General features: G+C 69.9%; 10 protein-coding genes. 6 read left to right on the top strand and 4 right to left on the bottom strand.

The features are described 5' to 3' along the window. Positions 1-81 precede the first annotated feature (81 nt). The 4 genes from C8250_RS35675 (at position 82) to C8250_RS35690 (ending at position 6,461) form a co-directional block, all read left to right on the top strand. Entirely contained in the window at positions 82-2,475 is a 2,394-nt protein-coding gene (locus C8250_RS35675; RefSeq protein ID WP_138352844.1) for a phosphoketolase family protein, read from the top strand. Positions 2,476-2,554: 79 nt separating this feature from the next. After that, positions 2,555-2,788 (top strand): DUF5133 domain-containing protein, encoded by a 234-nt coding sequence (locus C8250_RS35680; RefSeq protein ID WP_138352845.1) that lies wholly within the window; start codon positions 2,555-2,557, stop codon positions 2,786-2,788. A 185-nt stretch (positions 2,789-2,973) separates the two neighbouring features. Continuing rightward, entirely contained in the window at positions 2,974-5,286 is a 2,313-nt protein-coding gene (locus tag C8250_RS35685; RefSeq protein ID WP_138352846.1) for a terpene synthase family protein, read from the top strand. A gap of 272 nt (positions 5,287-5,558) precedes the next feature. Beyond that, the gene (locus C8250_RS35690) at positions 5,559-6,461 is read left to right on the top strand and encodes an oxidoreductase (RefSeq protein ID WP_138352847.1); all 903 of its coding nucleotides are present in this window, start codon (positions 5,559-5,561) and stop codon (positions 6,459-6,461) included. Between the two features lie 62 nt (positions 6,462-6,523). Here C8250_RS35690 and fusA read toward each other — a convergent pair whose 3' ends face one another. Further along, positions 6,524-8,620 (bottom strand): elongation factor G, encoded by a 2,097-nt coding sequence (gene fusA / locus C8250_RS35695; RefSeq protein WP_244809577.1) that lies wholly within the window; start codon positions 8,618-8,620, stop codon positions 6,524-6,526. A gap of 809 nt (positions 8,621-9,429) precedes the next feature. On the opposite strand from fusA, the gene C8250_RS35700 reads away from it, so the two are divergent. Then, entirely contained in the window at positions 9,430-10,590 is a 1,161-nt protein-coding gene (locus C8250_RS35700) for an IS701 family transposase (RefSeq protein WP_187145097.1), read from the top strand. A 187-nt stretch (positions 10,591-10,777) separates the two neighbouring features. On the opposite strand, the gene C8250_RS35705 is transcribed toward C8250_RS35700, so the two are convergent. After that, positions 10,778-12,136, bottom strand: a complete 1,359-nt coding sequence (locus C8250_RS35705; protein WP_138352456.1) for a hypothetical protein — start codon at positions 12,134-12,136, stop codon at positions 10,778-10,780. A gap of 81 nt (positions 12,137-12,217) precedes the next feature. Continuing rightward, positions 12,218-12,442 (bottom strand): hypothetical protein, encoded by a 225-nt coding sequence (locus tag C8250_RS35710; protein ID WP_187145353.1) that lies wholly within the window; start codon positions 12,440-12,442, stop codon positions 12,218-12,220. Between the two features lie 166 nt (positions 12,443-12,608). On the opposite strand from C8250_RS35710, the gene C8250_RS35715 reads away from it, so the two are divergent. Continuing rightward, entirely contained in the window at positions 12,609-13,118 is a 510-nt protein-coding gene (locus C8250_RS35715; protein ID WP_138352458.1) for a DUF664 domain-containing protein, read from the top strand. 60 nt (positions 13,119-13,178) lie between these two features. Here the strand turns inward: C8250_RS35715 and C8250_RS35720 are convergent, their stop codons facing one another. Beyond that, the gene (locus C8250_RS35720; RefSeq protein WP_138352459.1) at positions 13,179-14,192 is read right to left on the bottom strand and encodes a hypothetical protein; all 1,014 of its coding nucleotides are present in this window, start codon (positions 14,190-14,192) and stop codon (positions 13,179-13,181) included. Between the last annotated feature and the right edge of the window lie 31 nt (positions 14,193-14,223).

Consider the following 14,223-nt stretch of genomic DNA (forward strand, 5'->3'; position numbering starts at 1 on the left):
CCTCATCGGCCCAAGAGGCAGGGCCGCACCGCGTCGCAGAGTAGGAGCGACGCCGGTCCGGCGCCTGCGGAGGAGATGGATATGCCTGGCACCAGGTCAGAGACGCAAAAGAACGACACCTACCTTGACGACGCCGAACTGGCGGCACTGAACGCGCACTGGCGGGCGGCGAACTACCTGGCCGTCGGCCAGATCTACCTGATGGCCAACCCGCTGCTCACCGAACCCCTGCTCCCGGAGCACATCAAGCCCCGGCTGCTGGGCCACTGGGGCACCTCGCCCGGTCTCAACCTCGTCCACACCCACCTCAACCGGGTGATCAAGGCACGCGACCAGGACACGCTGTGCGTGTGGGGGCCGGGGCACGGAGGACCGGCGGTACTGGCGAACACCTGGCTGGAGGGGACCTACAGCCGGACGTACCCGGACATCGGCCGGGACGCCTCGGGCATGGGCAAGCTGTTCCGGCAGTTCTCCTTCCCGGGCGGGGTCCCCAGCCACGTGGCACCGGAGACGCCCGGATCGATCCACGAGGGCGGGGAGCTGGGCTACTCGCTCTCGCACGCCTACGGCGCCGCACTGGACAACCCCGGCCTGCTCGTCGCCTGCGTCATCGGCGACGGTGAGGCCGAGACGGGACCGCTGGCCGCCTCGTGGCACTCCAACAAGTTCCTCGACCCGGTGAACGACGGAGCGGTCCTGCCGATCCTGCATCTGAACGGCTACAAGATCGCCAATCCGACGGTCCTGGCACGGATCCCCGAGGCCGAACTCGACGACCTGATGCGCGGGCTGGGCCACGAACCGATCCACGTCACCGGGGACGACCCGCTGCGCGTGCACCAGGACATGGCCCGTGCGATGGACACGGCACTGGACCGCATCGCCCTCATCCAGCGCACCGCCCGCGAGGAGGGCGTTGGAGAACGCGCCCGCTGGCCGATGATCGTCCTGCGCACCCCCAAGGGCTGGACCGGTCCCGCGGAGGTCGACGGGCTGCCCGTCGAAGGCACCTGGCGCGCCCACCAGGTCCCGCTGTCCGGAGTGCGCGACAACCCGGAGCACCTGCGCCAGTTGGAGGCCTGGCTGCAGTCCTACCGGCCGGCCGAGCTGTTCGACGAGCACGGCCGCCCGCGCGACCAGGTGCTGGAATGCCTGCCGGACGACGAACGAAGGCTCGGCGCGAGTGCGCACGCCAACGGCGGTCTGCTGCTGCGGGACCTGCCGATCCCGGCGCTGGAGCGGTACGCCGTTCCCGTCGACAAACCCGGCGCGACCCTCCACGAGCCCACGCGCGTCCTGGGCGACCTGGTGGAGACGATCATGGAGGACACCGCGGAGCGCCGCGACTTCCGGCTGGTCGGCCCGGACGAGACCGCGTCCAACCGCCTGCAGAGCGTCTACCGGGCCACGGGCAAGGCATGGCAGGGCGAGACCCTGGAGGTCGACGAGGACCTGGACCGGCACGGCAGGGTCATGGAGATCCTCTCGGAACACACCTGCCAGGGCTGGCTGGAGGGCTATCTCCTGACCGGCAGGCACGGTCTGTTCTCCTGCTACGAGGCGTTCGTCCACATCGTCGACTCGATGGTCAACCAGCACATCAAATGGCTGCGCGTCTCCCGGCGGCTGCCCTGGCGCCGCCCCATCGCGTCGCTGAACTACCTGCTCACCTCGCACGTGTGGCGGCAGGACAACAACGGCTTCTCCCACCAGGACCCCGGCTTCATCGACCACGTCCTGAACAAGAGCCCCGAGGTCGTCCGGGTCTATCTGCCCCCGGACACCAACACCCTGCTGGCGGTGGCCGATCACGTGCTGCGCAGCCGCGACTACGTCAATGTCGTCGTCGCCGGCAAGCAGCCCTGCTTCGACTGGCTCACCCTGGACCAGGCCCGAGCGCACTGCGCCCGCGGCGCCGGGGTCTGGGAGTGGGCCGGCACGGAGGACGGCACCGGCGAGCCCGATGTGGTGCTGGCGTGCGCCGGGGACGTTCCCACGATGGAAGTCCTGGCCGCCGCGCAACTGCTGCGCGTCCATCTGCCGGAGCTGAGGGTGCGGGTCGTGAACGTGGTCGACCTCGCCCGGCTGCTGCCGAAGGAGGAACACCCGCACGGCATGCACGACGCCGAGTACGACGCCCTGTTCACCCGCGACCGGCCGGTCGTCTTCGCGTACCACGGCTACCCGTGGCTCATCCACCGGCTGGCCTACCGCCGTGCCGGCCACGCGAACCTGCATGTGCGCGGTTACAAGGAGGAGGGCACCACCACCACGCCGTTCGACATGGTGGTCCGCAACGACCTCGACCGCTACCGCCTGGTCATGGACGTCATCGACCGCGTTCCCGGCCTCGCCGTCCGCGCCGCCTCCGTCCGGCAGGACATGGAGGACGTGCGGCTGCGCCACCACGCCTGGATCCGCGAACACGGGGTGGACCTGCCCGAGGTCGCGGACTGGACCTGGACCGGCTGAAACCGGCCGCACGCCACCGTCGTGCAGGGCTGACGCACGAAACCGCCGCACCGAACCGCCGAGCCGAGGGAGTTCCACGATGCTGATGGCCCACCCCGCCGTACTGCGGAACCTGCTGGAACGTTACGACGCCCTGCAGTTACTCGCCCGCTCCGACGCCGTCGACCCGTACGTCCACCGCCAACTCCAGGACACCGCGTACACGTTGTGCGTCTCCACCGGCACCCGGGACATCGGGGCGGCGCTCCTCGCCGCCCGCGAGCAGACCCGGCCGATTCCCACCGCTCCCCGCACGCCCACCGCGGTCGGCTGAGGTCTGGATCCGTCGTCGCGCCGGTTCTGCGGAGTCAGCCGTCTGCAGAACCGGCCGCTCGTTCGGGGTGTTTTGGCGGAACGTCATACTTTCGTGTGAGACGACGCGGTACTCCGTATGGCCACCGGCTCCTTGGGCATGACTGGGCCTGACCAACTGGCGCGCAAAATTGGAGGGGCGGCCCAGTGACTCAGCCGTTTGACCTGCCCGAGTTCTACATGCCGTACCCGGCCCGGCTCAACCCGCATCTGGAAGCGGCCCGTGAGCAGTCCAGGGTCTGGGCCCGGGGAATGGGCATGTTGGAGGGTTCAGGGATCTGGGAGCAGAAGGACCTCGACGCCCACGACTACGCCCTGCTGTGCTCGTACACCCACCCGGACTGCGACGCCGACGTGTTGTCGCTGGTCACCGACTGGTACGTGTGGGTGTTCTTCTTCGACGACCACTTCCTGGAGCTGTACAAACGGACTCCCGACCGGGAGGGCGGCAAGGAGTATCTGGACCGGCTGCCGGCGTTCATGCCGATGGATCTGGCGGACGGCTTCCCGGAGCCGCGCAACCCGGTGGAGGCCGGGCTCGCCGACCTGTGGGCGCGCACCGTGCCGAGCATGTCGTACGCCTGGCGCGAGCGCTTCGCGGAGTCGACCCGCAACCTCCTCAACGAGTCCCTGTGGGAACTCGCCAACATCGACACCGGGCGGATCGCCAACCCCGTCGAGTACATCGAGATGCGCCGGAAGGTGGGCGGGGCGCCCTGGTCCGCGGGGATCATCGAGTTCGCGGCGAACGCCGAGCTCCCGGTCCCGGTCGCGGGGACCCGTCCGCTGCGCGTCCTCACCGACGCCTTCTCGGACGGCGTCCACCTGCGGAACGACCTCTTCTCGTACCAGCGGGAGGTGGAGGAGGAGGGCGAACTCAGCAACGGTGTCCTGGTGTTGGAGACCTTCCTGGGCTGTACGACCCAGGAGGCGGCCGAGGCCGTCAACGATCTGCTCACCTCGCGGCTGCAGCAGTTCGAGAACACCGCGCTGACCGAAGTCCCGGCGCTCTGCGTGGAGAAGGGCCTGGATCCGGCGCAGTGCGCCGCCGTCGCCGCGTACGTGAAGGGGCTCCAGGACTGGCAGTCCGGCGGCCACGAGTGGCATCTGCGCTCCAGCCGCTACATGAACGAAGGCGCGGTCACCACCCCGAACGCCCTGTTCGGGGGAGCCGTCGGCACGTCGGTCCTGGACATCAAGACGCTCTTCGGCCGGCCGGCCAAGGCCCGGCTGCGGAGCCACAGCAACGTGCCGCGCCGGCACGTCGGCCCCTCCCGACTACCGGACTTCGACCTGCCGTTCACTCTGACGGTCAGTCCGCACCTCGATCACGCGCGGAAGGAATCCGTCGCCTGGGCCGGACGGATGGGCCTGCTCGCCGACATCTGGGACGAGGCCAAGCTCGCCGGCTACGACTTCGCCCTCTGCTCGGCCGGCCTCGATCCGGACGCCACGCGTGAGGAACTGGAGCTCAGCGCGGAGTGGCTGACCTGGGGGACCTACGGCGACGACCTGTACCCGCTCGCCTTCGGCCGCACCCACGACCTCGCCGGCGCGAAGCTGTGCACCGATCGTCTGAAGGCCTGTATGACCGTCGAGGACCCGGCCGTCGGAGCCGCCCTGGCGGTCACCCCGATGGAACGCGGCCTCGCGGACCTGTGGGGCCGCACCATCGTGCCCATGGACATGGACCAGCGCCGGGCCTTCCAGCGCACCATCGAGGTCATGCTGGACAGCTGGCTGTGGGAACTCCACAACCAGCACCAGAACCGCATCCCCGACCCCATCGACTACCTGGAGATGCGCCGGTTCACCTTCGGCTCCGACCTCACCATGAGCCTGTGCCGGATGCGGCACGGCAAGAAGCTGCCGCCGGGGATCTATGAGAGCGGCACGTTGCGCGCGATCGAGAACGCGGTCTCCGACTACGGATTCCTGATCAACGACGTCTTCTCGTACCAGAAGGAGATCCAGTACGAGGGAGAGATCCACAACCTCATCCTCGTCGTCGAGAACTTCTTCGACTGCGACTATCCGACCGCCCTGAAGATCGTCGCGGATCTGATGTCGTCCCGGCTCGCCCAGTTCCAGCACGCGATGGAGCACGAACTTCCCGTGCTCTACGACGACTTCGACCTGGACGCCGAGGGCCGGGCGACCATGGACGAGTACATGAAGGAACTGCAGGACTGGCTCGTCGGCATCCTCAACTGGCACCGGGGCGTGCGCCGCTACTACGACGCCGACCTGCCGAGCACCCTGCCCTACAGCGGCGTCCCCCACACACCCACCTCTCGGACCACCCTCCCGTCCGAGCCCCTGGCACTGCCGTCCCTGCCTTCCCCGGAAGGACACGCCTGGGCCACCCCAGCCGGCCTGGGCACCTCGGCCGCCCGCATCTTCTTGCCCTCACCCGCAGAGCGCTCCCACGACCGCGGCGCCCGCCGCGGCGCCGTCTGAGGCGCCGCAGCGATTTCAGGGCCGCTCCTCGGCAGTGTCGACACTGCCGAGGAGCGGCCCTGCACGGTAGAGCGTCATGCCGGCGGGCGTCCCCGCCGGCGGTGTGATGTCGTTGCCGATCTCAACCTGAATCCCCGGCCGCGGATTCCCGCTCCGGATGTGATGATCACCGCACCTCTCCCGGCTTCCCGGCACGCCGACCGGCGCCTCATAATCCGATCTCCGCAGTGCTGCCGGGACCACCGGACGAAGATCGATCGAGAGGACCGCTCTTGCCCGCACGGACGATCACCGCCGAGGCCGCAGGTACCTGGAAGCTCGGTGACCTGACGGTCAACCGGATCGGACTCGGCGCGATGCGCCTGACCGGGAGTGCCGCGTTCGATCTCGGGACGCCGAGCGACCGTGAGCGGTCGATCACGGTGCTGCGCCGGGCGATCGAGCTCGGTGTGAACCACATCGACACCGCCGCGTTCTACTTCTCGTCGCTGCGCTCCGCCAATGAGCTGATCAATCGGGCGCTGGCCCCGTACCCGGACGATCTGGTGATCGTCACGAAGGTCGGTCCGAGCCGGGGCGCTTCGGGTGCGTGGCTGCCCTGGCCCACGCCGGACCAGTTGCGCGGGCAGGTGGAGGAGAACCTGCGGCAGCTCGGACGGGACCACCTCGACGTGGTGAATCTGCGGATGAACGCACCCGGCTCGATCGCCGAGCACTTCGGGGCGCTGGCCGAACTGCGGGACGCCGGTCTCATCCGTCATCTGGGCCTGTCGAACGTCCGCGCCGAACATCTCGCCGAGGCCCAGGCCATCGCGCCCGTCGTCTGCGTGCAGAACCGCTACGGCATCGACGCGCGGCGCCCGGGTGCCGACGACTTCCTGAACCTCTGCGGGGAGCGGGGGATCGCGTTCGTGCCGTTCTTCGCCATCGCCGGTGAAGGGCGCGAGTCGGGCGCGACCGGTGCGGAGAACGCCCAGGTACGCGCCATCGCGGACGCGCGCGGTGTGTCGTCCGCGCAGGTCCGGCTCGCCTGGACGCTCCAGCAGGGTCCGCACGTGCTGGCCATTCCGGGGACCGGCAATCCGGACCACCTCACCGCCAATGTCGCCGCGGGCGCGCTGCGTCTCACGGAGCAGGAGATGACCCTCCTCGACGCGCCCGAGGCCGAGGCGTAGCGGGTCCCGCGAGCCGGCCCCGCTCGCATGGAGGCGAGCGGGGCCGGCCCTGAGCTACCGGCTCAGCGGGCTTCCACCGAGGCCGGGGCCGGCGCGTAGCCGGTGGGCCGGGCGGTGAACGTGCCCCGGCCCTGGGTCCGGCTGCGCAGCCGGGTCGCGTAGCCGAACAGCTCAGCCAGCGGCACGGCCGCGGTGATCACCGCCGTGCCCGCCCGCGCTGTCGAGCCCGAGACCCGGCCGCGCCGTGCGGCCAGATCACCGAGCACTCCGCCCACGGCGTCGTCCGGCACCGTGACCGTGACCTCGACCACCGGCTCCAGCAGCACCATCGCGCTGGCGCGCAGTGCCTCCCGGAGCGCGAGCCGGCCGGCCGTACGGAACGCCATCTCCGAGGAGTCCTTGGGATGGGTGGCTCCGTCGGTCAGCGTGACCCGCAGTCCGGTGACCGGGTGACCGCCGAGGGGACCTTCGATCAGAGCGTCCCGGCAACCGGCCTCCACCGCCCGGACGTACTCCTGCGGAACCCGTCCACCGACGACGGCCGACCGGAACACGAACTCCACCGCACTGCCGCCGCTGTCGTCGCCGATGGCGTCGGCGGCATCCAGCGGATCCACGTCGAGGACGACATGGGCGAACTGGCCGGCGCCGCCGTCCTGCTTGACGTGCCGGTACAGCAGTCCGGTGACGCCGCGGGAGACCGTCTCCCGGTAGGCCACCTGCGGGCGGCCGACGCCGATCTCCAGACCGTGGGCGCGGCGGATCTTCTCCACCGCGACCTCCAGATGCAGTTCGCCCATGCCCGACAGCACCGTCTGACCCGTCTCGGCGTCGGTCCTGACCACCAGCGAGGGATCCTCCTCGACCAGCCGCACCAACGCCGACACCAACCGGTCCGTATCGGTGCTCCTGCGAGCCTCGACCGCTACGGAGACGACCGGATCGGCCGTCGTCGGCGGTTCGAGGACCAGCGGGGTCTCGGGTACGCACAAGGTCGCTCCGGCGCGGGCGGCCTTCGGCCCGATCACCGCGACGATGTCCCCGGCGACCGCCTGGTCCATCTCCGCGTGCCGGTCGGCCTGTACCCGGAGGATCCGGCTGATCCGCTCGGAGCGCCGTGCGCCCACGTCCATCACCGTGTCTCCCTTCCTGATCGTTCCCGAGTACACCCGCAGATAGGTCAGCCGCCCGGTGGACGTCGACGTCACCTTGAACACCAGCGCCGCGAACGGCGCCGAAGGATCGGCGGCCCGCTCCTCCTCCATGCCGCGCAGGGTGCCGCGTACCGCCGGCACGTCCAGCGGCGACGGCAGATAGGCCCCGACGGCGTCGAGCAGCGGCTCGATGCCACGGTTGCGGTAGGCCGCACCGCACAGCACCACAACGCCCTCACCGGTACGGGTCAGGTCGCGCAGTGCCGCGGCCAGCGTCGGCGCGGAGATCGTCGACCCGGCACAGAACTCCTCCAACGCGAGCGGATGGAGTTCCGCCACCGCCTCTTCGAGCAACCGGCGGCGCCGGTGCGCCTCTTCGAGCAGGGCCTCGGGTACCGGGCCTTCCTCGAACGTGTCACCGTCGCCGGCCCAGACCAGCGCGCGCATGCGGAGCAGATCCACCACGCCGGTGAACCCGTCCTCCTTGCCGATCGGGAGCTGGACCACCAGCGGAGCCGGATGCAGCCGCTCCCGGATCGACTCGACGGCCGCGTCGAGGTCGGCGCCGACACGGTCCAGCTTGTTGACGAACGCGATCCGCGGTACGCCGTGCCGGTCGGCCTGCCGCCACACCGACTCGCTCTGCGGTTCGACCCCGGCGACGGCGTCGAACACCGCGACCGCGCCGTCGAGGACGCGGAGCGAGCGCTCCACCTCGTCGGCGAAGTCCACATGGCCGGGCGTGTCGATCAGGTTGATCCGGTGCCCGTCCCACGCGCAACTCACCGCGGCGGCGAAGATGGTGATGCCACGGTCGCGCTCCTGGGAGTCGAAGTCGGTGACGGTCGTCCCGTCGTGCACCTCGCCCCGCTTGTGGGTGGCGCCGGTGAAGTACAGGATCCGTTCGGTGACGGTGGTCTTTCCGGCGTCGACGTGGGCGAGGATGCCCAGATTGCGGACGGCGGTCAGTGGATTGACGGGTTGACGATGCAGGTCGGTACGCACGGCCCATGGCCTTTCGGGGTGATCCTGGGAACGGGTCGGCGCGATTCCGGACGAAGACGGCCTGCGACCAGGCCGCACGGAACCCTCTGACGCGGCACATCCGACGCGGCACATCGCATCAGGCCGTACCCGCTCAGCGGTTCACCACCGGACGGGACGGGTACAGGGGGGTCGGAGCAGAGGTCAGGCGTTCGTCACGGACATCCAGTGGCAGCCGCGCAGCCGGCACTGGGGGCACGAAGACACCAGGATCACCTCGTACCGTGACTGGGGAACAACGACAGCGGTGCGGTAACGCATGGCCGGTCTCCCCTCACTGGTCACGGTGCGCGCCGCGATGACGAAGACGTGGCGGCGCGCGATTCGTTGCGAGTGTAGTGAACCGGGGTGGGGGTGGGGAACCGGATTTCGGAACCCCTTCCGAACCCACCTCGACGATCTGATCGAGGCACTGGCGAAGGCGTTGGCCCACGAGAGCCAAGTCCCTTGCGAGCACGGCCCGGACGGCCATCCTCACCTGCCGGGCAGCGGACCGCCGGCCGCTGAACTCGGCATCAGACTGAGCCACCCCGGCGGACACCGTCTCCATGAACTCGACCGCGAAACGTCGGGCAGGGGGCCGTCGTTGGAGACCCTGCTCTGCCCGGCGTTCATGGGCCGGCCTGCCCGCGGTTCCTCGGCGAGGTCGCCGACGAGGCGGTGAGCGATCTGGGGCGCCTGATCGAGGACGACGACGCGGACGCGGACGAGGACTAGTACTGCAACGGCGTTTGGCGTGACTGGTGGCCAGGACAGTCGTTGATCTGACTATGGGTGGGGAACTGGGTGATGTCAGGTCGTGGGCGGCGGGTCTGGGTGAGTTGCACGAGCGGTTCGTCCACCGATTCGCCCGGTCGGAGCCCCGGGAGTCGGCACTGGCGTATATGCAGGGGCTGATCGCTCCGCTCGAGCGGAAGAACGGCTGGACGCTCGCGGAGGAGGCCGGCCACGCGGCCCCCGATCGCATGCACCGGCTGCTGAACCGGTGCGACTGGGACGCCGACGAAGTCCTCGACGATGTCCGCGACTACGTCGTGGAACATCTCGGCGACCCGGAAGCGGTGCTGATCGTGGACGACACCGGGTTCCTGAAAAAGGGCGTCCGCTCGGCCGGAGTCCAGCGCCAATACTCCGGAACCGCCGGCCGAACAGAAAATTGTCAGGTGGGCGTCTTCCTCGCCTATGCCGGCGCCCGCGGTCGCACGCTGATCGACCGCCGCCTGTATCTGCCCACGTCATGGACCGATGACCGGGAACGCTGCCGGGCCGCGGGGATCGAGGACACGGTCGCCTTCGAGACGAAAGTGGTGACCGCCAAGGCCATGGTCCGCCGGGCGATCACCGAGAAGATCCCCTTCCGGTGGGTGACCGCGGACGCCGCCTACGGCTTCTCCAAAGGCTGGCGGACCGAACTCGAGCAGGCTGATGTCTTCCACGTCATGGCCACCACCCGCCACGACACCGTCGTGACCCGATGGGCGATGGACCACCCGGTTCACGACCTGTTTCCCGGACTGTCCCGGCAGAAGTGGAAACGCCGTTCCTGCGGCAACGGCGCCCACGGCCCCCGCGTCTACGACTGGGCCAGAGTGGAAGTCCGCCCGTGGCATCGTGAAGACCGCCGGCACTGGGTCATCGCCCGCCGCAGCGTGAGCCGACCACAGGAGATCTCCTACTACATCGCCTACTGCCCCGCCGAGACCACCCTCGACGAGCTGATCCACGTCGCCGGCAGCCGGTGGGCCGTCGAGGAGTGCTTCCAAACCGCGAAGCAGGAATGCGGCCTGGACGACTACCAGGTCCGCCGCTACCCCGGCTGGCACCGCCACATCACCCTCGCTATGGCCGCCCACGCCTGCCTGACCGTCCTGCGGGCCCGCGCCCTCGATACGGAGAAAGCAGAAACGGATCCTCCCAGCTCATCGCCCTGACCCTGCCCGAAATCCGGCGACTGACCACCCGCCTGACACGGCCCCGAGCCCACCTCACCGACCACGTCCTGCACTGGTCACACTGGCGCCGACGACGACAATTCCAAGCCCGCATCAGCCACTACAAACGACGCGGCCACACACCACCAGAAACTGCACACACATCAGAGCAAAGACCGTTGCAGTACTAGCCCGTCCGTCCGATGACGTCGAGGACCTGCTCCGCCACCTCGGGGCGGTGCTCGCGGAGGTCCAGAGTGCCGCTGGGGTTGCTGACCGCGTTGGCCACGAGCAGCTTCATGACGGCCCAGAGCGGATCGGCCTGTCCCGTCAGGGTGACCTGCTGCCCGTCGGGACCGATCACCACGGCCGGGCCGACCCCGGCAAGAAGGTTGGTGCGTTCCCAGTCGATGTCGTACGACCTCCTGTTCGGGCTGACGCGGACGACGACCTCCTTCGTACGGTGCAGCAGCGCCAGGTAGTTCATCGGCACCGTCAGCTTGCGCCGCACGTCGAAGGGGGCGCCGCCGTCCTCAGGGCGGATGCGCAGCATCGTCTTCACCACCGGGCCGTCGGCCTGGAAGGTGGTCGTGCCCCGGATCTCGAGGAACCGGGCGCGGGCCAGCCGCCCTCCTCTGCGTGCCCAGCCCTTGCCGACACGGCCGAACGCCCCCTTTTCGCCGGGGAGGTCGTCGACCACCCAGGTCGGCCCCTCGCCCGGCGGCGCCGGGCGGTCCCGGTCCGCCACGGCGGTGCGGGCCCGCTCGGCCAGCCCCGCTATTCGTGCTGCCACCTCGGGTTCGAGCCGCTCGAGAACGACCGTGTCGACGACCAGGGCGATGTCGCCGGCGGCGCGCGAGATCTGCATCTGTTCCATCAGGAGGTCGGGATGTCCGGTCAGCTCGACGCTCCGGCCGTCGAGCCCGAGCACCTTGCAGGTTCTGGCACCGGACAGCAGGGCGCTGCGCGGCCAGTCGACGCCCAGCACCGTGGAGCTGTCCGGATCGACGTAGACGGCGAGGCGTCCGGCGGTGACGGCGGCCAGACACAGCGGTTGCACCCGTACTTCGTCGGTGGTCTCGAAGGAATCGATCCCGTCACCGCGCACCAGGAGCTTCAGCCGGATCAGGGGCCTGACCTCGGTGGGGTCGAAGTCGCCGACGTAATGGACGAAGCTCGCCTCCGAGTCGGGGGTGTACGACACGAACGTCGCTTCCAGAACATCGGCCCTGGCCAACCGGCCCTGCCGGATGTGGTCGTCGGCGCGCGGAGACCACAGGGCGAACGCATCGTCCTCGTGGTGGCCCGCGTCCTCGATGACGTCCCCGCGGCTGATCCGCGGGAAGTCCGCCCGCGCGAGACGCTTCGCCGAGAAGGGCACGGACAGGGCACCGAGCAGCCCCAGGCCGAGGGAAGCCGCCGACAACCTCCCATCGACTCCGGGTCCGGCAGCGGCCACGGCGATGAGGAGGACCACGGGCACCGAGAGATTGATGAAGACGGCGAGAACGAAGTTTCCGACGTACCTACGGGCGTAACCCTGCATGGCCCCTCCTCCGTTGAACGGCTGCCCCTTGATACCACTGACGGGCGGACCGGTCACGGTGGGAGCCCCGTCGAACGTCGCTCAGGAGCGGGCCAGTTCACGCAGCGCCATGCGCGCCGCCGGTGCCCGTCCGGTATGTGCCTCCCAGTACGGATGTGTGGACACCTGGACGGAGAGCCGGTGCAGACGGCGGCGCAGTGCCGTGGTCTGTGCGGCGGTGCTGCTACTGGTGCGGTCGGCGAGTTGGCCGTACACGGCGTACCACTCGCGCTGTGCTTGCAGGAGGTCGTGGGGGAAGGAGTACATCACCCGCTAATTCAAGCACGTGTTCGAATTGCGGCGCAGCGGCGACGCCGGTGATTTTTCCCGGCCGGTCCGGCCGGCGCCCCGCCGCCCGTGCTCCCGCCCACCCCGCCGGCCGGCGTGCACAATCGGAAGGGTCGGAACGTCGCCACTTTCTGAGGAGTCACGGATGAACAGCGCGGAGCTACTGGCCGATGCCTTCGGCCGGGTCCAGGAAACCGTCCACGGCGCCGTCGAAGGGCTCGGCGCGGACGAGCTGTCCGTGCGTCTCGACGGTGAGGCCAACTCGATCGGCTGGCTGGTGTGGCATTTGACGCGCATTCAGGACGACCATGTCGCCGACCTGGCGGGCACCGAGGAGATCTGGACCGCCGAGGGCTGGTTCGACCGCTTCCAGCTGCCCTTCTCCACCGGAGCCACCGGCTACGGCCACCGCACCGACGACGTGGCCGCCGTACGCGTCGACACCCCGGCGCTGCTCCTGGGCTACTACGACGCCGTTCACGAGCACACCGTCGGCTACGTGCGAGGGCTCAGCGAGGCCGACCTCGACCGCGTCGTCGACGAAGCCTGGACCCCGGCGGTGACGCAGGGCGTACGCCTCGTGAGCGTCATCTCCGACGATCTGCAGCACGCGGGCCAGGCCGCCTTCATCCGTGGCGTCCTGCGGCGGCGCTGACGCGCCGGGCCGCTGTGTTCACCGTGCTCGACCACCAAAGGCTCGACCACCAGAGGTGAGTCAGCTTTTGGCGTCGGCGACCTTGGCGAACCAGCTCTCGGTCTCCGCCGCGTCCAGCACGCCTTCCAGCACGAGCTTACCGGGCATCCCGGGGAAGAAGCGGCCGGCGGGCCACCCGCGTGAGTACGGCGGCGGGTCGAGCACCAGGAGCCGTACGTCGTCCACGACCGGGATGTCGGACGGTGTGCCCTCGTTCCAGATCCATGTCCCGTCGGGTGCGGCCAGGTTGAACGCACCGGTCGTGGGCACCTGGCCCGGGGAGTTCCGGCACACGGCGACGGCCTCGGGGGTGGGCGCCTCGCCGGGGACGTGCCCGGCGCCGACCAGTTCGGCGGCCAGCAGGGTGTGGAGCTGGAAGTTGTCACCGAGCCCGCTCATCCGCATCCGGTAGCCGGACCGGCTCTCCCGGTGCAGGACCACCAGCGGTTCGTCGTCGAGGACGAGCAGCGCGTAGGTGAGGCACTTCAGCTCGTCGCCGCTCACCTCGGCGAGGTGGCGGGCGGCCGTGACCAACTCCTGGCGTCCGTCCACCTGGGCCCGTACCGACCGGTGGCTGAGCATGGCGACCGTGGCCATCTCCCACTGCGGCAGCGACCACCAAGCCTGGGCGGCGTCCGCGCCGACCCGGGCGACCACCGCGGCCTCCGGGCCGCTCCCGTCGGCGTGCGGCAGGTCGCCGCCGCCGGTGGCGGCCCACCGCTCGACGAACTCCGCCGCGCCGGCGAGTGCCTTCCCCAACTCCGCGAAGATCGCCGGGGCGCACCCGGCGGGATCGGCGCCGCGCTCCACACAGGCACCCACGAGGACAGCGATCACCGAACGGGGGCCGGCCGGCACCTCGGGCAGGAGCGCGGCGAGCCGCGGTGCGGCCGCGGCGAGTTCGGCGTCGTCCGCCCGCTGGAAGGACTGCTGCAGCTTCCCGAAGGACTTCCCCGACGCCCGGGAGTCCTGCGCGCGCACCGCGGCCTCGAAGGCGGCGACGGCGTCGGTGAACGTAGCTCGTGCGAATATCACTCGCGCACCCTACCGGCCCGGTCGGACAGTA

The organism is Streptomyces sp. So13.3 (assembly GCF_005860785.2).
GTDB lineage: Bacteria > Actinomycetota > Actinomycetes > Streptomycetales > Streptomycetaceae > Actinacidiphila > Actinacidiphila fildesensis.